The organism is Alteromonas sp. ABH4_454, assembly GCF_056311775.1.
In genome coordinates this window covers 216894-238836 of record NZ_CM149972.1, presented here as the reverse complement: position 1 = coordinate 238836, position 21943 = coordinate 216894, and the positions used below count along the sequence as shown (strand labels likewise).

Genomic DNA, 21943 nt, shown 5'->3' with positions numbered 1-21943 from the left:
CACCCACACATCAAGGATATTACAAATGAAACCAGTAGTATTAGCTGGCGGCTCAGGTAGTCGCTTATGGCCAAAATCTCGTGCGGCGCTTCCAAAGCAGTTTTTGTCTCTCACATCAGACAGCACCATGCTTCAAGACACAATCACACGCTTAAAAGGCACCCCAGACTCAGAATCCAATTTTTATTTGTAATGATGCACATCGCTTCCTAGTAGCTGAGCAGCTTCGACAAAAAGATATTCAGCATGGTGGCATTCTTCTAGAACCTGTTGGTCGTAATACGGCACCGGCAATAGCACTAGCGGCACTACACGCAACAATTAATGGTGAAGACCCTGTTCTTCTAGTGTTGGCCGCTGACCATCTTATTAAAGATAACCAAGCATTTCACACTGCTATTGCTAAAGCCGAAAAGCTGGCAGCGCAGGGCAAACTTGTTACTTTCGGTATTGTTCCTGACCAGCCGCATACTGGGTATGGTTATATCAAAGCCGGTGAGCAAGCTGGCGAAGGTTTTGAAGTAGCACAGTTTGTAGAAAAGCCTGCACTAGAAACCGCAAAAGAGTATGTAGATTCTGGCAGTTACTACTGGAATAGCGGCATGTTTATGTTTAAAGCAAGTCGTTATTTGGAAGAGCTAGAGAAATATAACCCTGAAATGTTAGACGTGTGTAAGCGTGCTATCGACACAGAAACACCAGATCTAGATTTCATCCGTGTAGACCACGACATTTTTGCGACTTGCCCAGACGATTCAATCGACTATGCAGTAATGGAAAAAACAGATAGCGCTGCTATGGTCCCATTAGACGCAGGTTGGAGCGATGTGGGGAGTTGGTCGTCATTGTGGGAAACTGCAGAGAAAGATGAAAACGGCAATGCTACTGTAGGCGATACAATCCTGGAAAACACCAAAAACAGTTACATAAATGCCGAACAGCGTTTGGTTTCTGTAATCGGGCTAGAAGATGTTATCGTAGTAGAAACCAAAGATGCCGTTATGGTAGCCCACAAGGATGATGCGCAAAGCATTAAAACGGTAGTAAATAAACTTAAAGCAGAGCATCGCCCAGAGTTTGAATTCCACCGTGAAGTATTCCGCCCATGGGGTAGCTATGACTCTATCGATAGCGGTGCCCGTTTCCAAGTAAAACGTATTACGGTTAAGCCTGGTGAGAAACTATCGGTTCAAATGCACCACCATCGTGCTGAGCATTGGATTGTAGTATCGGGCAGTGCAAACGTAACTATTGATGAAAAAACACAGCTAGTTACAGAAAACGAGTCGGTTTACATTCCAATCGGCGCCGTTCATGCACTAGAAAACCCAGGTAAGATCCCGTTAGAGCTTATTGAAGTGCAGTCTGGGGCCTACTTGGGAGAAGATGATATCGTAAGATATTCAGATCGTTATGGCCGAGTTCCAGATAGCAAAAAGTAGCAATGGTTTAAAGCTAGCAAACGGCGGTCAGCGATCACTGGCTGCCTATTGCAATACTTAAAAGCGGTAACTTCACTACGGTAACAGAATACTGAGTTTCGCAGAAAGCCTTAACAATTGAATTCGACTTAGTTCGCCGTTCATTTTAATCTTCTGTGTATATCAAATAAATAAAGCAGGTCTAAGTCAGCTTTACTTTGGCTATAGTGGTTTAATTAAACTAGGAAACTCGGTAAACTGAAATGCTCAACAAGAACGAGTTTGTCTATATTAGTAGTATATGGAGACACTATGCCTAAAGCCATCGTGGTGGCGGTGGGAGATACCCCTCTCAACCCCCTAAATGACTTACTCAAACAAAATTCTATAAGTAGTAATGTTATCGACGCTGCAACCAGTCTCGGTGGATGAAATTGTCAAATTTATTCGAACAGATGATCAAGCACAATGTTTACTGCTTAAAGGAGTTAGTTCACTTTGCCAGCACATTCCACGCATTGCAGATGCGACAAAAAAGCTGGTGTTGTTATACTGCTCACCTGCTACTGCATTAGGAAATGCACTCGAAATATCAAACGGTAAAGTTAAACCCGAACAGGTAATTAACCGCTGGCAGGAGTCACTTTGCCAGACTATGAAATTGGCTGAAGATAGTGGTTTGTATTCGCTGTGTGACCTAAATGATGTCTTAGAGCATTCATCGCTTTTCCTCAAAGAATTTTTCGCAATCGAAACATCTGCGGAATCAAAGCCTTCTACGTATACAAAAAGGCAGTTAGCTAATCACCTTGCTACACTTTATTTGTTTGAGCAAGACGATGCTTTCGCCCTTTATGACGAAGCCTTATCAATTGGTAAGTTATACGGCGAGTTTACAGTTCACTTAGGCCCAGATACCGATGAAATCAAACAGTCAGCTACCGATTCAGGCCAGTCTGTATTTAAACAACTCATCAGTAATCATCAGGAAATACAGTCTAAACACAATGAGATCGAAAGTCTTAAAGCCCAAAAAAGTGAAAAGGTTAATGCGTTAGAAAAGCAACTTGCGGAATTACAGCACACCAAAGCCGCGTTTGAAGAAAATAGTGTTCAGTTGCAGGAAGAGCTAACTAAAAATAAAGAGCTGGCTGAGCAGCAAGCAAGCAAAATAGAAGCTCTACAAGACAGCAAGCAAAATATTGAAATAAAGCTTCAGGCAGTAACTGACCAAATAGAAAAGTCTAAAAATGAAATGACGGCTTTAGCATCCGAATTATCAGCTAAAGAAGCAAGTTTGACCGAGAACCAGGATCGTCAAACCAATCTACAGACACAGCTTCAGGGGAAGGAGCAAAGAAATACACAACTGCTAAGTCAAATAGAAGAATTAAAAGCCAGTACCGCAAAGCTCCACGAAGAGCTAAGCCAGCAGAGACAAGTAATTGCTGAAAACGATAAAGATAAAGTGGCTAATACGGCTGCTTTACAAGAACTTGGAAACAAGTTGCGGTCAGTTAACCAGCAAGCCAGTACACTTAACTTGGAAAAAGTAGAGTTAACTGACACGGTTCAACAGTTAAAAGAACAACTAGCCAATCAGCAGTCGGTTATCGAAGAAAAAGAAAAAGAAAGTAAAGCTGCTAAAAAATCATTACAAGATACACAGCAACAATTCCAGTCTGCTAAGACTAATGTTACCGAACTCAACGCTCAGCAAGATGAGCTAACTTCAAAAATTGAACAATTAGAAGAGCAAATCCAGAGTCTACAAATAGTTATAGAAGAGAAACAAGAAGCTATTACACTCAAAGACAGTGCCATAATAAAGTATGAGAACCAGCTCAATACTTCACATCAAAAAATTAGTCAATTAGAAACAAATTTAGTTGAGTTACAAACTCAGCACCAGGAAGTGATGTCAGGCAAGGATAAAAAATTCGCGGCCCTTTCTAACTCACTAACACAAGCCCAGACAGCCTTAGAAGAATCTACCAGTTCACTGGTTAAATTCAAGGAAGAAAACACAGTAACTAGTCAGGAATTCGAGCTCGCAACGATACAAGTAGCTCAGTTACAGGAAGAGCTCGAGAGTACTTTTGCTGAGCTCCAGCGAGCAAGAGATACGGAAGCCTTGCACGAAGATGCTCGCTCTAAACTGTCCGCGGTTACACAGCAAATAGAGCAGTTGATTCAGGACAAGGAGCTCGCTGAACTGCAAATAAGTCAACTACAGGAAGAGCTTGAACTAGTAACCGTGCAGAAGGCCGACTTAGAAGCTGCAAGCAGCTCAAATGAAAATGTAATCCCAGAAAAATCAAAGCAAATAGAACTACTTACAAAAACGAATGAAGAACTTATTGCTCAATCCTCTAGCCTAAAGCAACAAGTTGAAGCAGCAACTAAAAGAAAAGGACTGGAAGAACAAGCAATCGTAAATGAATTGCAATCTCAATTAGAACAACAACTTAAACAAACTCATTTACTAAAAAACAGTAATGCGAGATTGCAAGAGCAGTTAAAACAGGCTGAGGCAGGAATGAGTCAAAGTAACGAATTTCAACAAGCTGAACTACAGCTCTGCGTCACTTCAAATCAGTCAGCTTCAAAAAGAATTAGAGTATTATTATAACGCATGGCAAGAAGCACAACAAAATGGAACTCAGGTAATTAAAATGGGCAAACATCATCAAAAAGTGTTTAGTAAAGCTCAGGCTGAATCATTGGTCGTTACAGGAAAATATAGAGAGGACGGCTACCAAGATCTACATTTGTTGTTAAGCGAAGTACAATTGGGGGATGGCCGGGAGTTTGCAGAATTACAAGTGAAATTGGTAAACATAAACAGCCATGTGGGAATAGAATTCCGGGATAGTTCTGATGGCGGTTTGTTCAAAAGTTATGACGATGCTATAGATGATTATGGTCCATATTTACGCTATTTTGCCAAGCCGCCTGCGGGGGAAGTAGGGAAGCAAAAAGTTACTAATGGCCGCATGATAGCTAGTGAACGACTGCTTGTAATGAGTGTTATTAACTTAGTCGCTGACTTATTGCAGGGTAAGAACATCGACTGCCATGTAAAATTGGAAAATTCTGAGTGGCGTAGTTGGCGCTTGGGCGCTATTCAACTAGCCAATTACGTAACCAGTCTGCCCAACTGGCTAAGCTTTGATAGCGTAGTATTAAAAGAAGAATTTCGTACGGAAGGGTACGAACACCTCTGGATACAGTTTAATCATGTTCTGATGGGCAACGTATGGCAGAAAAAACTCGAACTAAAATTGGCTGCCCTCGAGTTAACCGTAGACAACGATGATATTTTCTGCCAACGCATAGCTCTGGAATTTAGGGAGTTAGAGGATGGCACCGCACCATTACTTACCTGGCCGCCAGAAACTTCAGATGAATTTGGGCTAAAATTTGTAGTTCCAATAAACCAACTGGAAGTGTTAGACGATGTTGCCGCACAGGATAAGCAATTGATTACGCAGGTTACTAATAACCTACCAAGCATCCTCGAAAAAATTGATGAATCGCAGGTGTCTATGCAACGCTCTAAAGCGCAATGGAAAAGCACGGTACAATACCTTCTCGAAAATAAAGAGGCGCCAGTACTTCCCGAACAACAGATACGAGAGGCTCTGATTTTAGGAGAAGTAGTAAGTATGGGCAGCTACCAGCACATTGCATTTGATCTACCAGAATCGGATCTCAAAATAAAGCTACAAGCACAAAATGTAAACCCTGATACCTTCGATGCCGAACTTTACCTTGAACTGAGAAACGGTAATCATGATGTACTGTACCATGATACCGAATTCTTTGGCGAAGACGAATACGGCCCAAGAGTACAAATTCCGGCAGAGGCTCTGCTAGGCGAACTCAGTATACAACGAAACGACGAATTTGCATGGGCCATCCAGTTATTTAACACCACAGATGCTAAGTTAAATAACAGCGATCTCGATGAACTTGTTAAGCGGCTCTGGCTAAATATCTTAAATCGCAAGCGTAGCCTAAACTAGTCCTATGAAAACTTTAGTTTGTATCGACTATCGCCTTACGCGAGTGTAGGTCCGGGTTAAGCTCTTCACGACTTCAAGGTTTTTTCAGAGCTATCATGATAGACTTTCGACAAACTAGCTGGCATTCGAAGTAAAATATGAGAGTTAGCTATGGATATATCTTAAAACAAGAATACGCTGATTTTACGTCTGACAGCAAGCGATTTTGTATTTTCGAACCGGTTTTAAACTAAAGTATTGGTGACTCGAGCAAACTTATTTTACAGTGCTGCCGATTGCGCCCCCATATATGCCGTAAGCGGTTTAGGGCGAATGGCAGTTTATTATATGCGGACAAGCATACTGGATAGTAGAGTGAAATGGATATATGGCAATGAATTTTTCTTTAACGACATTGTTAACGCACTCAGAAAGGAAACTGGGCACAATTGTACATATAGGCGCCGGGAGTGGTGCAGAGCTATCTGAATTGTGTAGTGCGAAACCAACTCTGGTCGTGGCAATCGAGGCCTCTGATGTGCTGTATGCTTCCCTCCAGCGCAAAGCTCGCAAGTACAAAAATGTTGAAACTCTTAATAAATGGCTACTACCCGCTGGCTGCCGGCAAAGTAATGTATATCTGTTTAATAACCCGCGTTTTAATTCGTTATGTAAACCAAAAGCGGTGTTGAAGACTTATCCCAATATAAAATTGACAACTGAAAAACAAGTGTCCGGTATTCCTATAGATGTATTTGTGACTGATTTGGTACTCGATCCTGGGCAACTCAATATTTTGATTATGTCGGCGCAGGGTAGCGAAGTACCATTACTGCAAAGTATGGGATTTGAAGTGCTGAAAAAGTTTGAATTGATTATTATTCAAGCACCACAGAACGGCTACTATGACTCAGCGTGGCAAGGAACACTCACATTAGAGAATTTTGAATTGTCTGGTTTCAACGAAAAAGATAATTATAGTGAACTGCTTTATAAGCAAAATTCGGAACTTGCTGAGCTTAAAGTCGAATTGTCAAACGCTAAACAAAGTGAGCAAGCATTAAGAAGAGAAAACAAGACCTTAGCGGAACAATCTCAACAACTTCATGATGAACAACTAGGCTTAAAAAATGCAAGACTAGAGCTTGAGAATACTTTGCAGGCATTACAGACAGAGTTACAAGAAATACGAGCTCAAAATACTCAACTGAATGCTAATAATACTGAACTCGCCGTTCAGCGTGACCAGCAAAAAGAACAGATTTTAAAAAATAAAACCTGGGCTGAGAATTTAAAATCAGAAATCGAAATTCTACAAAAGAAAATTAACCAGTTAGAAGCAGAGTTAACCAAAGCTAAAGAGTGTGAACTTGAAGTTGGCCACAAAAATACAGAGCTCTTGAAGCGTGATAAAAAGTCTCAGGCTGAATTTGATTTAGAGCGGCAAACATTACAATCTGCTTTGCAGGAAAAATTAGCACAAATAGAAACACTTAATACAAAAGTTCAGCAACTTGATAAGGCTAACAAAAGCTTAAATGATGATAATTTGAAAATAACCGAGGGACGTAATACTGAGCGTCACTGGCATCAAAAGAGTAAAGAACAGGTTGAACTGCTCCAGAAAGCAAATGAGAAACTGAGATCTTCACAAGAAGAGAGTAATAACAAACTGACGAAACTAGAAGCCGAAATTAAAAGTCTCAAAGGTGATTATGAGACTAGCCAAGCAAGAGCAAAACAGCTTACTTCAGCGCTAGAGCTTAACATTAAGTTGATGACAAAACTGCAAATAGATTGTGATGACTTACGTAGTCAATATAAAGAAAAAGTGAAGGAAGGAGCCGAACTAAAACAGTTAGTTACAGAGTTGCATCAAAAGCTGCAACAAGCTGCCGCCTACTATCATAAACTGGAACAGCAGCATCCTGAATTACTCGGGAATAACATACAGACATGAAAGCTGATAATAGTGACTTTAAAAATATGCAAATTGAGCTTGAAAGGGCGCTGGCCATATTAGATAAGCATAAAGTTGTTAACATTCCGGATGAAAATAAAGATGTTATGAGTTCACCCTGTTTACCTATTGATGAGACGGATAGTTTGCTAAGTCGTTGTCAGCAAATTGTTGATAATTCAGATAGCCGAAAAATTGTTAGAACAGTGCATCATTTTGCTTGTAGCGGTGGCTCTGTTATCTCTAAGTGTATAAATGCTATGCCCTCTGTTCGGTTGCTAAGCGAATTACATCCTTTGGCAAGAAAGCACCTGGATACAAAAAGTCATAAATTTACACCTTCAGATATTATTTCATGTGCTTATTATGCCGATGTGACGGATATCGACGAGTTGGCAAAAAAGATAATGGTGAACTCAGTTGGCCTTTCTATAGAACATACTGAAAGCCGAGGTGAGATTTTAGTTTTCAGAGAGCATACGCATACGGATTTCTGTGTTGGTGATACGGCGTTAACATCACGTTTCTTTCAAACGTTAGATGAGGATTCATTTATAAACCTTCCGGCAGTCACTGTAAGAAACCCCATCGATAGCTTTCTTTCTTTAAAAAAAAATGGTTGGGTTCATTTTTCTCCTGCTACTTTCAACGAGTACTGTAAGCGGTTAAATGCTTTTCTGAGTACATTTTCTGATGAAAGTATATTTTTCTACGAGAAATTTGTCGAAAAACCGAAAGTCGTAATAAAAAAGATTTGCGAAGCGTTAGATATACCTTACTCTGATGCTTTTATAGATATATTTGATGCTAGGTCAATTACTGGTGATAGTGGCCGCGGTAGCTCAGAAATTACATTACGCCCAAGAAGAGAATTACCCAGTGAAGTTAAATATGAAGTTGAGAACTCAGAGGAGTTCTTTAGTTTTCTTGAACGTTTTGACTTTTATAAAGGTTGTATGGAGAACCTGAAGTGAAGAAAATATACCATATCATTAACCCTTATAAAGTCGATGAAAGTGCAGCAGCTTTTGTAGAACAGCAGAAGACATTAGATACTCTATTTACAGCTATAAACTTTGTAGGCAGTGATTATGAAGTCAAGCTTGTAATGAAAGTGTCGCAGGGCGACTACGAGTATTTTAATGAACTATACAGTAAAAATGACAAAGTGTTTTTATGTAAGCTGGCTACTGATTCTAGCGAAATTGACCCACCGTTTAACGTTAGAAGAGAATTACCTTTACTGAATGATTTACTTGATTTATCTGAGTTGTCTGGCACTGCAAATGAAGATGACTTAGTTGTAGTTACGAATATGGACATTTGTGTTCAACCCTTCTTCTACATGGAACTCTTTAGGATCCATAATACGGGTAAAGATGTGTTTGTGATTAACAGACGAACAATACCAAAAGAGTTAATGGATAAAGAATTGATAGATGCTTACGTGTCGAATGGCGATCAGCATATTGGTCATGATTGCTTCGTTTTTCCTTTTAAACTATTAGATAAGTTTGATATTCGAGACCATATCCTGGGGATAGGTTTTGTCTTCAGGCCTTTTCTGCTTAACTGTGTTTTACATGCAAAATGTTTTGACGAACTGGATGATGCTTATCTTACGTTTCATTACGGTGATGACATGGAGTGGAAGAATGAAAAGTACAATGATTACTTGGAGTACAATAAGCAGAAGCTTATTGCTGTATATCGAGATAATAAAGAATTAGTCGATTTAGCGAGAAATAACGGAATGAAGATGCAATGGATGGATAAATTCTTTAACTTTACCTTCTTAGAGAGTAAATGATTAGCAATGCTTAACCTAGGGAAAGAATTAGAACAAAGTTATGGTAGCCATCGAGCTGGATGGTCTTACGCAGTGAGCTGTTTACGAGAGTACCACGACCCCAATGGCCCTGAATTTATCAGTTTTGTTGAAAAAAAATTCGTTTTTGGTGGCGACGAAGGGGATATTAATAATAATTTTGAGCCAGTTAACCGACCGTGGGTGGGTGTAATTCACTGCCCAGTGAATGTGCCTCTTTGGTTCAATCGTCATTATTCACCAGAAGTCTATTTTACGACACCTGAGTTTCAAAGTGCGCTAAAACATTGTAAGGGGTTGATCTCTTTATCCACCCCACTATCAAATTGGTTATCAAGGAATTATGACCTGCCAGTAACAACTCTGCTTCATCCTACCGAAAGCTGCACATCTTTGTTTGATGAATCGGTGCTTACGTCAAAATCACCACTCAAAGTGGTTCAGTTAGGATTTTGGTTGAGAAAACTTCACGGTATTCACGAACTAAATTTACCCGAATCCACGTTTAGAAAATATACGGTAGGTATGTCAAGACCCTACCAACAGCGGATTGTGAATATAGAACGGTGTATCTTTGAGCCTAAAATTAATAATCAACAGAAAGTCGAAAACGTAGGATTTTTAGACAACGATGAATATGACAAGTTGTTGTCGGAGTCTGTCGTGTTTGTAGATTTCTATGACACAAGTGCTAATAATGCCATCATTGAGTGCGTGGTGCGGGGAACACCAATTTTGTGTCCACCGTTAAGAGCGGTAATTGACTACCTTGGTAAGGATTATCCGTTGTACTTTTCTACGAAAGAAGAGGCAGAATGCTTATTAAACAATCGAGATAAGTTGCTGGAAGGTTCTCAGTTTTTAAAGGAAAGTGGCGTCGCAAATCGATTGAAATTAGAAAGCTTTAAAGACAGCTTTAGGCAAGTTAAATATAAAGGCTAACAGTGTGAACATAGTAGAGAGTTTAATTAAAAATAACAGGCAAGTTGGCGCGTTATCGTATCTATTAAATCCCAAGTATGTAAAAGAATGCGATGATTTGTCTCAACTATGTGCTCAGTTAATAGACGTTAAGAACTATGTTGAGTCAGACAGCCCTGCCTATAAAAATATCGTAAGTAATAAAATTAATCTTGTGTTTAACGATACGGTTAAGCATTTATCGGGGCCTGACATAAAGAAGCTGACCTATCAGCTGCTTGATAAATCAGTAGACATTAAGTGTCTCAAGGAATTTTTTGAATCTGTTCTTAAAGTCAAACCCAAGGTGTTTGGTGATAAATATCTCGTCAGCATTGTGAAAGTCACAATGGGAGAAACCTTAAACGCGCAGGATTATGAACCTTTTGATATTAACCAGTTAAGAAATTTAGCCGAACTGGCAGAGGCGGCAGGCTCTCTGAATGCTGCGCAGGTAGTTGGTGAGCTGATCGTTGAGCGAGCTCAAAACCCTTTCTGGGAATATCATTTTGTCGCATTGCAGCATAGCCGGTTAGGTAACATTGAATATGCGTTTGATAATTACAAACTGTTTTTGGATGAAGCTATCAATAAAGGGGTGAATGGCGCGATAAAAACAGGGTATTTGCGCGTTATAGAGTGTTGTCAGCAGCTGAACAAATCCAAGGATGATATTGACACACTAGGTGAGCGAATTCCTAAGGAGATCAAAAAAGCTGGCGAAGTGGTTAATGCGTTAAGAGCGTTGGAAGACATAGAGCAGTTTAGGGACAATCTGATTAATAATGGCAAGAAGTCAAAAGTAATTGGTTACTTCCCCTTAAAAAGCTTGGAAAAGCTGGAGAAAGAAGTTAATCGTTACTTAGAACTCATTAAAGTTTGCCCCAGCTACGAGTCGTTTTATGAGTTGTATAAATGTTATTCTGTTCTTGGGGACGAGGCTAATGCGCTAAAATATTTAGAGTTAGCACAGGACTTTAACTATTTTTTATTCAATCAATATAATTAAGAATTACCAGTATGGATAGCATCTTAATTACGGGGTTTTTTAGAACCGGCAGTACACTGTTATTTTCTGCATTACGCCAATGCGCAGAATTACAAGTATTTTATGAGCCTTACCATCCTGATATCTTGAATTATGTGGCTGCGTGTCAGGCTGGATTACCTAGTGCTGATCGAGAGAGACTGGGCCATACATTAGATGGTGATTATTTCGAAGAATACAGAAATATAAATTTAGGTGAAATGGCCCAAGCGTTTAACTTAAGCGCGAGAACTCTGCATCACCCTGTGTTAACAGGTAAATGTAAAAACAAAAGTTTAAAAAAATACGTAACGTTTTTACACGATCATGCCAAAGAAAATAAAAAGATCCCGGTTCTCCAGGCTAACAGGCTGAATTTTTGCTTTGATTGGTTTAGTCATAATTTTCCTAATAATTACAATATCCTAATTACTCGCAATCCGTATGAGGTTTTTCTTTCGCTACAGAAGTTGGCGAAGAAAGATGGGCTTGAGCTTACAGAGGATACAGAAGGACTGGACTATTGGAATGTGCTGTCGATTTTTAATGCTTTAAAAGCACGGTATCCGTTTATAGAAAGCCTTGATAAAGGTTATTTTTACAAATTGTGTTTTGTAGTGGAGTGGATCAACCGGATTGAAAGTAGAAAGGCTAATCTAGTTATTCCTTATGAAATCATCGGAGATAAATCTACACTTTTTTCAATTGGGTTAGCCTTGGATAATTTTCATGTTAGTTCTGATAAATTGAACTCGTATGTATCCAAAAATTTCAAAAAGCTTGATGTTTTGCCTCGTGATAGCTTTATTAGCGATACCGTTTACAAAGTCCATCAACAACTAAACGTTATTTCTTCATATCTAACTTAATTTAAGTAATATAGAGTTTTAAATTATAGTTTCGTATAAGGTTGAGTTTGAATTAAGGGAGTGATGATGAATATCTTCGAAAGGTTAGCATTTTCCCTAATTTGTTCCTATATTATTCTTTACCAACCAATTTGCATTGCCAATGATTTCTCTGAATATTATGTAAGTAGCGATGGAAGTCTGGAAAACCCTGGTACCATTGAAAAACCTTTTAGAAATATTCAGCAAGCCATAGATGTGATGAAAGCCGGAGATACTTGTTTTATTAGAGAAGGTGTATACCGAGAAAATGTGGTAATTAAAAATTTAAAAGGGAATACTGAAACTGTTATTTCTGCATACAAAGATGAAGTGGTGATTCTTGATGGTAGAGATAAAATAGTAAACATTACCCCAGTCAAAGAGGGGAGTGGTCTAATTACCAAAATTGTTAATGTCCCTTTAGCAAAGCAATATTTCATCGGAGATCGGATGTTAATTCCAGCTAGGTGGCCAAATACATCCTTTGAAGATATTCTAAACCATAAAACTTGGATGGGGGTTGACAGTGGAAGTATTCCTGGTGTAATTAAAAGCTCAGCCATAAAAAATATAGCGATTAACTTTAGTAAAGCGAAAATAATATTTAACGGCGGGCATCAATACTATAGTTGGTTGTTGGCTATAAAAGGTTTCGATAAGGAATCATTCAGCCTTTATTATGACCTTGGTGATTTAAACGTAATCGAAAAAGACATTCAGAGTAAGGTGTGGGAAAATGATAGGTTCTATTTAGTCGGAGATTTCCCGCTTCTAGATTACGAAGATGAGTACTATTATGATCAGGATAGTGGTGCTATCTATATTTACTCGAAAGATATCAACGATAAAAATTTATATTTCAAATCCAGAGATTATAGCTTTAAATTAAAGAACGTACGGAATATAAAAATTAGTAATATTAGGTTTTTTTCCTCTACAATTAGTGTTAAACGATGTGATTATTGTCATTTTGATAACTTGAGATTCAATTTTCCTACCTATACAAACAATCCAAATGAATTAAGTTTTACTTCATTTGAGGGCAATAATATTACTTTGAATAAAGTTTCCCTAACAAATGCCGCAGGTGGCGGGATTTACCTTAGAGGTTCTAATAATAATATTAATGACTCTACAGTTGACAACACTTCTTGGTATGGGTCGTTAAAGCAGCCGGCTGTATTTATCCAAGGTATAGGCAATGGAATTGGTAGTTCAATATCTAACTCAATAGTTCGTAATTCAGGTACTGTACTAGTAAAATTTAATGATGGTCCCCATTTAGTAGAAAATAATGAAGTGTACAATGGAGGGATGCTAAGTAACGATGTAGCATTATTATATACTGCTAGGGGGGGAACTGCTGGCAGTATCATAAGGAATAACAGAGTACATGACATTAATTTTATAGAAGGCCATGGGATTTGCATAAGGGGCGATGACCATACCAGGGGATTAACTATAGAAAACAATTGGATTTGGAATTGTGGAGAAGTCGGAATCGTCACTAAAGGTGATGCTAATAAAATAAATGATAACTTTATTTTACTTGATGAAGATAAAATTGGCATGTTGATTCCTACAGAACCTGAGAAATACAAGCAAAATGATAAGGACGCTTCTCTTTTACAAGTACAGAATAAAAATACGGTAATTTTTGATAATATTGTTTCCAGTATTGTAAATTCCAGAAAGCGAACTCCATTTCCATATAGCCACAACACTTGTGGAAACATAGGTGTAGATAAGGATGAATTAAAAAAGCACACTCTTATAGCGTCTTGTGCAAACGAAGCTAGTTTCTCAAGTATTAATAGTTGTCAATGGAATGAAGCTGCTCTCTCATATATAAAAAATATTCGAGAGAGAGCCGGATCATGCTTAGATATTCATTAAAGTTTTTAAACTTTGTTTAAATGAAATTCTAATTTAATTAATCTTTCGAGCTAGAGTTTTTTAGATAAAAATAAATACATTGAAAAACTAGCTGTTTTAGTTTTTTAACGTGATGACTAATGCTCGCCTAGGATTGACTTTTATCATTAAAGCTCTGCCTAAACGCTATATACTATAATTTATAGGTTTCTAATGTATAAGAAAATTATTATTCATGTCGGACATGGAAAAACAGGGTCTTCTACGATTCAGAAGAGTATGAGGCAAAGATATGATTCTTTTGTAAAGCAAGGAATTAAGCCTCTAATGCCTAAGAGTGAAAATATACATATATTACTACGTCAGGCATTTTGCGATTCAGATGAAACTGCTTTAAAAAAAATCGCACTACTAACCGAGTCTGATTCTTGTGACACCTTATTAGTGTCTAGCGAGAATATTGTCACTTACGATATCGAATCGTTAGAAAACATGAAGAGTTTTTTTGACAAGTACTGTCAAGACATTGAGGTGATCATTTATCTAAGGCATCCTTATACTCATTCAGTTAGTCTATGCCAGACTTTGGTCAAGAACGGTGAGATATTACTAAATACCTATTTGCAAAATCCCTTTGTATTTAGAGCAAAAGAGCAATTAGAAAAGTTGAATTCGGTGTTCGGTAGTGGTTTGGTAAGGATGCATTTGTTTGAAAAGAGTGCATTGAAAAACGAAAATGTCTTAGATGACCTACTCATTAATATCGGAGTCGCCGATGAAGAATTAAAGGCGTTCGAGGTTACTTCATTTAACGAATCTCTGTCTATAGACGCAACCCTTTTGGCCGATTATATTTATACTAATTTTGAGTTTCCTATCAAGTCAGCCCGGTTTAAGCAGTATTTGACCAAAGTTCCCGGAGTAAAATTCTATCTTCCTCTTGATACGCTGAGCATAATTCGTTCGAAAGCTAGTAGACATTTGGAATATCTAGATGCTCAATACAACTTTATTTTTCCCGAAGCTAATCTGGATGTTTTTTCAGAAGTGCCATATCCTGTGTTGTCAGAAGAGTTTATTGGAAATAGCTGTAGAGAAATTGAACAGTTGTTTGATATTCAGTTGGAAAAAAGAAAATGAAAAAAGCACTTATTACCGGTGTAACCGGCCAGGACGGCTCCTATTTAGCCGAGTTTTTATTAGAGAAAGGATACGAGGTTCACGGTATTAAGCGTCGTGCTTCTTTGTTTAATACTGAGCGTGTTGATCACATTTATGAAGATCCGCACAACGAAAATCCAAAGTTCCACCTGCATTATGGTGATTTGACTGATACGTCTAACCTTACTCGTATTCTGCAAGAAGTGCAGCCGGATGAAGTGTATAACTTAGGAGCACAGTCTCACGTGGCAGTATCTTTTGAAGCGCCAGAATATACTGCCGATGTTGATGCGATTGGTACGCTTCGTTTGCTGGAAGCTATTCGTTTCTTAGGTCTTGAAAAGAAAACCCGTTTTTATCAAGCGTCAACGTCTGAACTTTATGGTTTGGTGCAGGAAATCCCGCAAAAAGAAAGCACGCCTTTCTATCCGCGTTCGCCTTATGCCGTAGCTAAAATGTATGCATATTGGATCACAGTAAACTATCGTGAATCTTACGGTATGTATGCGTGTAACGGTATTTTGTTTAACCATGAGTCTCCACGCCGTGGTGAAACTTTTGTAACCCGTAAAATCACTCGTGCAGTGGCCAATATCGCCCAGGGGCTGGAGAAGTGTTTATACCTCGGCAATATGGATGCACTACGAGACTGGGGGCATGCTAAAGACTATGTGCGTATGCAATGGATGATGTTGCAGCAAGACCATGCAGAAGATTTTGTTATTGCTACCGGTAAACAAATCTCTGTACGTGAGTTTGTTCGCATGAGTTGTAAAGAAGCTGGTATTACAGTCGAGTTTAGTGGTGAAGGTGTAGATGAAATTGCTACCGTTACTAATGTTGAAGGTGATAATGCACCAGGCGTTAGAGTTGGCGACGTGATCGTTAAAGTGGATCCGCGTTACTTCCGTCCAGCAGAAGTAGAAACGTTGCTGGGCGATCCTGCTAAAGCAAAAGAAAAGCTTGGTTGGGTACCTGAAATCACGGTAGAGGAAATGTGTGCCGAAATGGTGGAAGGCGATCTGCAAAAAGCCAAACAACACGCATTACTTAAAAAGCATGGTTATTCAGTAGCTGTTGCAAAAGAGTAACTTCAGTTTTCGATAAGCGCAGATTTTATTTCAATAGCACCAAAGCTGAATAATAATATTCAGCTTTTTTCGTTTTAGGCACCAGAACAGAGCATTTTAGTATGAATGGAAAACCGACACGTCATGATACTACAGTATCTTTAATACAAACTAGGCAAAGTGATTATGAAAGGTGGTCGGACGATAGCTCACTTATGCCTGCTTGGAATGAAAGAACAAAGCTTATAGCTAGCTTTGTACCTGAGAGTGCGTGTGTATTCGAATTTGGTGCTGGCGCGGGTGTTTTGAAACAGTATTTGCCGTCACAATGCAAATATCAAAAGTCTGATTTAATCGATAGAGATGGCTGTACAATCGTGCTTGATTTAAACAAGGATGAACTGCAACCAATCGAGGGTTATACAACCGCTATCTTTTCCGGCGTTTTAGAATATTTACATGATCTGCCAAAGGTTGCAAAATTTCTATCTAAGAGTTTTGAAACTGTAATCCTTTCTTATGCGTGCTTAGAAAAAAACCACAGTGACAGAAGAAGTCATGGGTGGGTAAATGACTTCACGATACCTGACTTGATTGACATATTCAGAGCTGCTGGATTTGTATTGCATAATTACCGTACTTGGAAAACTCAAACTATATTATGTTTGTCCAGACTAAAAGGTAACCTAAACCCTTCTTTTGCAGGTATTGAGCATGTCTTTTCAATTTCCCTAGCGCGAGACATAAATCGCAAACAACATACAATTGCTGAAATGTCAGCTTTAGGAGTACGAGATTTTAGTTTTTTTCCAGCTATCAACTTTGATGAAAAGCTGGTGAAGGATGCGTTTTGCAGTAATTTAATTAAAGCGCCAGGATTATGTTTTCGTTGCGGTAAACAATCTTGTGGTTGCCCAAATAACGTGCTTATTCCCAAACAAGTTGCTAATTGGTTATCTTTCCTTAGCGTACTGCACGTTATTGCACTAGGTCAGTATTCTGTAGCCATGGTTTGTGAGGATGACGTCAAGTTTACCTATTATGCATCTGATGTCTTTCGCGCAATCCATAACCGAAAAGAGATTGTTGATAACCTCAAGAGTTCAGTTCCCACTTTGGTTAGGTTGGGATATCCTGGATACTCACCTGATATACATAAAATAAATGGTGAGGTTAATTTTTCAGATAACAAAGCGATGAGTAATTCTTGTTTTGTATGTAATGCATCGTATGCTCAATATGTTATTAACTCAATAAACGATGTAAGTGTAATAACCCATACATCTGATGTTTATTTTCACAGTCTTTGTATAGCAGATTCAGTTAAGAGCTTTACGGCTCAACCACCTCCAGCCTTCGATTTATCACAATCACGTTTAATTCATTCTGCTATACACCCTAAAGCTATTGATGGACTCGATATCGAACGAGACAGAAGTCACGTGAAACGAGTTCTTTCTTCGGTTGGCAGCGCGAACGTTTTTGGTGGCAATTTCGGTGATGTGTTGGGAAGCTATATTTTTGAAAAGATTGTAGGCGTCTCTCCAAAAAACATTTTTATCAATAACAAGGAGATTAAGAGTCAAAACACAACTGAACACTATATGATTGTAGGCTCTATCCTGAAACATACTTCTGAGCTGTCATGGTTATGGGGGATAGGGATCATGCATGAAGGGGATGTCGAGCAAGTTTATGAGTCGATTGTTCCAGATCAAATTTACGCAGTTCGCGGGCCAATAACTAAAAAAGCATTGGAAGAGGCAGGACTGCAATTGCCAAAGCAGGTTGCATTAGGAGACCCTGCTATTCTGCTACCATTGATGCGCACCGGCTCCCATAAAAAACAATACAAATTCGGGATTATTCCGCACTTTACTGAGTATGGAACAGTGCGAGAGCGATATAAAGATCATCCGGAAGTTGTGGTAGTGTGCTTGGGAGAACACAAGACTAAAGCAACGGTTGATCACACGATCGATGTTATCACTTCTTGTGAAAAAATCTTGTCCTCATCTCTTCACGGAATAATTGTTGCTCACGCCTATGATATCCCCGCTGTTTGGTGCAATTTTACGGAGGTAACTCAAAAACAACAGAGCGGAACTACAAAGCTGAAATTCCAAGACTACTATGAAAGCGTCAATCTTTCCGATGTAAATCCGGTGAGTTGTCTTAGTATGAATGCTGAATTTCCTCAAGAAAGCGAGTATACATTGCCAGACACTGAGGTGATTAAAGAGGTACAGTCTGACTTATTAAAGTATTGCCCGTTCAATTTTCTGGGGCTTGACAGAGATGAACTTCGTCAGAATAAAATGCTCCAAGCTGAAAGCTCAAAAACCACGTTCTCTCAGTTATTATCGATGGATTAAGTTCTTCGATATATTTCATAGCATGCATAAAAAGTACAAATGGCAAATTACTGTTCTGAGAGAAAGTAAAGAGCGAAATTAAAACCCTTTGAATTGTGTTGTTAGATAGCCCTAACTAAAGTTAATTAGCGGGGTTATTGCGCGAGCAGTTTGCTCTTATTACAAAATAACTTCGAGGCAGAACTTTATGAATTTTACTCAGTTTTCTCCAGCTTCGATGTTAGTAAGAGGGAGTTAGGGATAGGTACTAATTGCTGGGCAAGAGTGCTTGTTGAATATCACGTATAGATGAGTAAGCGCGGCAAGGTTCCAGGTTATGGGTCATTAACGGAATAAATGGTTAAATCGTCCTGTATCTGAACAACCGTACCAGTTGATACTACTCGCGAAGATGTAGGTTACATTGATTAATTGCTGCTTATTAATGATAATCGTGGAATTAAATTCAAAAAGGACGTTCCGTTAGATGAAAACTGTATTCGTAGCTGGCCACCGCGGCATGGTGGGCGCAGCCATTGTAAAAAACTTAGAAGCCAGTGGTGGTGTAAAAATCATCACCCGTACCCGTAGCGAACTGGACTTAACCAGCCAGGCAGACGTGTCAGCGTTCTTTGCTGAAAATAATATTGACGAAGTCTACTTAGCGGCTGCCAAAGTAGGTGGTATTCATGCGAACAATACGTATCCAGCTGAATTCATCTACGAAAACCTGATGATTGAAGCCAACATTATTCATGCGGCACATGTCAATGATGTACAAAAGCTTTTGTTCTTGGGATCTAGTTGTATTTACCCCAAACTGGCAGAACAGCCTATGACTGAAAGGGCCTTACTAACGGGTACACTCGAGGAAACTAACGAACCTTATGCCATCGCAAAAATTGCAGGTATTAAGCTTTGTGAGAGCTACAACCGTCAGTATGGTCGCGATTATCGCTCCGTAATGCCTACAAATTTGTACGGCCCAAACGATAACTTCCACCCAGAAAATTCGCACGTTATACCAGCATTGTTACGCCGTTTCTACGAAGCAGCGCAGCGCGGCGATAGCGAAGTAGTTGCATGGGGTAGCGGTACGCCAATGCGCGAGTTTTTGCATGTAGACGATATGGCAGCAGCGAGTGTGCACATAATGGAGCTTGATAATGAAACATATCAAGCCAACACCCAGCCAATGCTTAGTCACATCAATGTTGGCACGGGTGAAGACTGTACTATTCGCGAGTTGGTTGAAACAGTGGCGAAAGTAACGGGCTTTGAAGGTGAAATTAAATGGGATACCAGTAAGCCAGATGGTGCGCAAAGGAAGCTTATGGATGTCTCTCGTTTACACGCTTTAGGTTGGAAGCATACCTACAACCTTGAAAGTGGACTAAAGCATGCCTTTGATTGGTTTTTAGCAAACCAAGATAATTTCAGAGGCTAGTGAATATTTAAAGTTTAAGGCACCGGGGCTTGCCCGGTGTTTTTGTTTATAGGGATTTAAATATGGCTTTTTTAGAAAAAAGTGTGTTTACCACTGTTATCGATAGTACACCACTTGTATCCATTGATCTTGTTATCGAAAATACCGACGGCAAAATATTACTGGGGTATCGCAATAATCGCCCGGCTAAAGGCTATTGGTTTGTGCCAGGGGGAAGAATTCAGAAAGGCGAGAGCATGGACGATGCTTTTCAACGCTTAACATTGGCTGAAATCGGTAAAGTTTGCCAAAGAGAAAATGCTACATTTCTGGGGCCTTACGAGCATTTTTACGACGATTATGTTTTCGGGGAAGACGTTTCTACTCATTATGTTGTTTTGGGTTATAAGCTTACTTGCGATATTGATCTTTCAACATTACCCAGTGCCCAACATAATGATTATAAATGGTTTGATAAAGATGAAATGCTTGCGCATTCACATGTGCACATGCACAGCAAGTGGTATATTAATAAGACTGTTTAGTTCGACAAAAAATAACACTCAAAGAATAAAAACGTATACGTATAAAAGGCATTTTAAGTGATAAGAGATGTAATTAGGACTAAGGATATTTTATTTCCAACGCGTAGGTGGAAATTAGTTTTAGTCGACTGGGAAAAATACGACCTATATCGAGAAAAAGACTTCAACGGTAAAAAAGTGCCATGTGGTCTAGGACCTTTCCTCGAAAATATGAGTAAGCTAAGGGGTAATAAAAACGTAAGCATCACGATGGTGATAAATGCCGCAATGGGGTGCGACCCCAAGTTACGTTCAAAGTATCACGAATTAGTGGAACGTACAGGGCTTAACGTTGAAGTTTTCTTTAGAGAAAACGTGGCTCGGGACATTGGGGCATATGATTTCGGTTATAAAAAAGCGCTTGAGAGTAATTATGAAGGCGATATTGCTTTTATGAATAGTTCAGTGAGTGGTCCGTTTACCGATTACTGGCTAAATGCCTTTCGTAAATTGCACTATAGTAAAGAAAATATTGGACTAACTGGAACAACACTGAATATGTTTCCGCTCATTGAAGATGGAAAAGAGATCGGATGCCATAAGGAACATGTTCAAAGTTGGTTTTTATACAGCAATATGGCTGTATTAAAAGAAGCGTTCGGCAACTCACTACTCTTTGAAGGAGCAGACTACAAGGAGAAGCAAGCTCTGATTGAAAATGGAGAAATAGGAATTAGCCAGCGTGTTCTTAATAAAGGTTTTGGTATTAATTGTATGTCGTTTCCAGAGCTTTCCTATTTTAAAGGTCAAACTTGGCCTTACCCGTTTAGGTTAGGCTGGCGAATCAATAACGCCGAACTACAAAAGTTTATTAATACCACTATCGTTTAGAAAAACTATTTCACCTGTAATGCATACTTTGACATTTTGAGGTAGCATTGCTGGTTTAATAAAAACTGATCATTGGAAGATAATGAAAGCAAAATTTAAGCGATTGATTAAAAGAATACTGGGGCGAGGTCGTATAAGTTATCACTTAGATACTGTCTCCGTTAGCCAGATTTCAGGGTGGGCGCTCAATGATGTAGCACCTTCTACTCCTTGCCACGTAGAAGTACGTGAGGGTGAAAAGGTATTAGCTTCAACTAAAGCAGCAACTTTGAGAGAAGACCTATTGGAGGCAGGAATAGGAAATGGTTGTCACGGTTTTACACTAAATCTTGAAATGCTTCCTTTTTCGGCTGAGGCAAGAGAAGTTCACTTATACATTAATGGCAAGCGCGTTACTTCTGCTCCTATTCGTTTGCAAAGTGCATTTACCGAGGTATTGGGTGACTTTGCAACGGAAGTTGAAAAACGTATGGATGCGCTTCTTGCTATTCAAAATGAACGTTTCCAGCGCGAGTTTAACTACTTAAAATCACAGCTCGAAAAATAGCC

The 21943-nt window shown here is 39.0% G+C and carries 16 protein-coding genes and 1 pseudogene; all 17 read left to right on the top strand.

The annotated features are described in order from the left end of the window. The first annotated feature begins 25 nt into the window (after window positions 1–25). The 17 genes and pseudogenes from ACYX4W_RS01015 (at window position 26) to ACYX4W_RS00935 (ending at window position 21941) form a co-directional block, all read left to right on the top strand. Window positions 26–1442: pseudogene (locus ACYX4W_RS01015) on the top strand (mannose-1-phosphate guanylyltransferase/mannose-6-phosphate isomerase). Window positions 1443–1845: 403 nt separating this feature from the next. After that, a complete protein-coding gene (locus ACYX4W_RS01010) occupies window positions 1846–4053 on the top strand; it encodes a coiled-coil domain-containing protein (RefSeq protein WP_476074440.1) in 2208 nt (735 codons plus the stop codon). 43 nt (window positions 4054–4096) lie between these two features. Next, the gene (locus ACYX4W_RS01005) at window positions 4097–5449 is read left to right on the top strand and encodes a hypothetical protein (RefSeq protein ID WP_476074439.1); all 1353 of its coding nucleotides are present in this window, start codon (window positions 4097–4099) and stop codon (window positions 5447–5449) included. A gap of 373 nt (window positions 5450–5822) precedes the next feature. After that, complete coding sequence (locus tag ACYX4W_RS01000; protein ID WP_476074438.1) at window positions 5823–7388, top strand: hypothetical protein; 1566 nt, start codon at window positions 5823–5825, stop codon at window positions 7386–7388. Beyond that, the gene (locus ACYX4W_RS00995; protein ID WP_476074437.1) at window positions 7385–8362 is read left to right on the top strand and encodes a hypothetical protein; all 978 of its coding nucleotides are present in this window, start codon (window positions 7385–7387) and stop codon (window positions 8360–8362) included. The genes ACYX4W_RS01000 and ACYX4W_RS00995 overlap by 4 nt, the downstream gene beginning before the upstream one ends. Further along, window positions 8359–9198, top strand: coding sequence for a hypothetical protein (locus tag ACYX4W_RS00990; RefSeq protein WP_476074436.1), 840 nt, complete (start codon window positions 8359–8361; stop codon window positions 9196–9198). Before ACYX4W_RS00995 ends, ACYX4W_RS00990 begins: the two co-directional genes overlap by 4 nt. A 6-nt stretch (window positions 9199–9204) precedes the next feature. Beyond that, window positions 9205–10158, top strand: a complete 954-nt coding sequence (locus tag ACYX4W_RS00985) for a hypothetical protein (RefSeq protein WP_476074435.1) — start codon at window positions 9205–9207, stop codon at window positions 10156–10158. Between the two features lie 4 nt (window positions 10159–10162). Beyond that, window positions 10163–11185 carry a hypothetical protein gene (locus tag ACYX4W_RS00980; protein WP_476074434.1) on the top strand — a complete coding sequence of 341 codons (1023 nt, stop codon included), beginning with the start codon at window positions 10163–10165 and terminating at the stop codon, window positions 11183–11185. 11 nt (window positions 11186–11196) lie between these two features. Further along, complete coding sequence (locus ACYX4W_RS00975; RefSeq protein ID WP_476074433.1) at window positions 11197–12072, top strand: sulfotransferase; 876 nt, start codon at window positions 11197–11199, stop codon at window positions 12070–12072. Window positions 12073–12138: 66 nt separating this feature from the next. Then, window positions 12139–13989: a right-handed parallel beta-helix repeat-containing protein gene (locus ACYX4W_RS00970; protein ID WP_476074432.1), complete on the top strand. Its 1851-nt coding sequence runs from the start codon at window positions 12139–12141 to the stop codon at window positions 13987–13989. A gap of 192 nt (window positions 13990–14181) precedes the next feature. Next, complete coding sequence (locus tag ACYX4W_RS00965) at window positions 14182–15108, top strand: hypothetical protein (RefSeq protein ID WP_476074431.1); 927 nt, start codon at window positions 14182–14184, stop codon at window positions 15106–15108. Further along, window positions 15105–16220 carry a GDP-mannose 4,6-dehydratase gene (gene gmd, locus ACYX4W_RS00960; protein ID WP_476074430.1) on the top strand — a complete coding sequence of 372 codons (1116 nt, stop codon included), beginning with the start codon at window positions 15105–15107 and terminating at the stop codon, window positions 16218–16220. The genes ACYX4W_RS00965 and gmd overlap by 4 nt, the downstream gene beginning before the upstream one ends. A gap of 101 nt (window positions 16221–16321) precedes the next feature. Then, window positions 16322–18574, top strand: a complete 2253-nt coding sequence (locus ACYX4W_RS00955) for a polysaccharide pyruvyl transferase family protein (RefSeq protein WP_476074429.1) — start codon at window positions 16322–16324, stop codon at window positions 18572–18574. Window positions 18575–19040: 466 nt separating this feature from the next. After that, window positions 19041–20000: a GDP-L-fucose synthase gene (gene fcl, locus ACYX4W_RS00950; protein WP_476074428.1), complete on the top strand. Its 960-nt coding sequence runs from the start codon at window positions 19041–19043 to the stop codon at window positions 19998–20000. 62 nt (window positions 20001–20062) lie between these two features. Then, window positions 20063–20524 carry a GDP-mannose mannosyl hydrolase gene (locus tag ACYX4W_RS00945; protein WP_476074427.1) on the top strand — a complete coding sequence of 154 codons (462 nt, stop codon included), beginning with the start codon at window positions 20063–20065 and terminating at the stop codon, window positions 20522–20524. Window positions 20525–20581: 57 nt separating this feature from the next. Then, a complete protein-coding gene (locus ACYX4W_RS00940) occupies window positions 20582–21394 on the top strand; it encodes a hypothetical protein (RefSeq protein WP_476074426.1) in 813 nt (270 codons plus the stop codon). An 82-nt stretch (window positions 21395–21476) separates the two neighbouring features. Continuing rightward, window positions 21477–21941, top strand: coding sequence for a hypothetical protein (locus ACYX4W_RS00935; protein WP_474377221.1), 465 nt, complete (start codon window positions 21477–21479; stop codon window positions 21939–21941). The last annotated feature ends 2 nt before the right edge of the window (window positions 21942–21943 follow it).

Excerpts from the sequence above, each read along its gene's own strand:
- ACYX4W_RS01005 (WP_476074439.1), top strand. The coding sequence starts at position 4,097 with ATGGGCAAACATCATCAAAAAGTGTTTAGTAAAGCTCAGGCTGAATCA.
- ACYX4W_RS01000 (WP_476074438.1), top strand. The coding sequence starts at position 5,823 with ATGAATTTTTCTTTAACGACATTGTTAACGCACTCAGAAAGGAAACTG.
- ACYX4W_RS00995 (WP_476074437.1), top strand. The coding sequence starts at position 7,385 with ATGAAAGCTGATAATAGTGACTTTAAAAATATGCAAATTGAGCTTGAA.
- ACYX4W_RS00985 (WP_476074435.1), top strand. The coding sequence starts at position 9,205 with ATGCTTAACCTAGGGAAAGAATTAGAACAAAGTTATGGTAGCCATCGA.
- ACYX4W_RS00975 (WP_476074433.1), top strand. The coding sequence starts at position 11,197 with ATGGATAGCATCTTAATTACGGGGTTTTTTAGAACCGGCAGTACACTG.
- ACYX4W_RS00970 (WP_476074432.1), top strand. The coding sequence starts at position 12,139 with ATGAATATCTTCGAAAGGTTAGCATTTTCCCTAATTTGTTCCTATATT.
- ACYX4W_RS00965 (WP_476074431.1), top strand. The coding sequence starts at position 14,182 with ATGTATAAGAAAATTATTATTCATGTCGGACATGGAAAAACAGGGTCT.
- gmd (WP_476074430.1), top strand. The coding sequence starts at position 15,105 with ATGAAAAAAGCACTTATTACCGGTGTAACCGGCCAGGACGGCTCCTAT.
- ACYX4W_RS00955 (WP_476074429.1), top strand. The coding sequence starts at position 16,322 with ATGAATGGAAAACCGACACGTCATGATACTACAGTATCTTTAATACAA.
- fcl (WP_476074428.1), top strand. The coding sequence starts at position 19,041 with ATGAAAACTGTATTCGTAGCTGGCCACCGCGGCATGGTGGGCGCAGCC.
- ACYX4W_RS00945 (WP_476074427.1), top strand. The coding sequence starts at position 20,063 with ATGGCTTTTTTAGAAAAAAGTGTGTTTACCACTGTTATCGATAGTACA.
- ACYX4W_RS00935 (WP_474377221.1), top strand. The coding sequence starts at position 21,477 with ATGAAAGCAAAATTTAAGCGATTGATTAAAAGAATACTGGGGCGAGGT.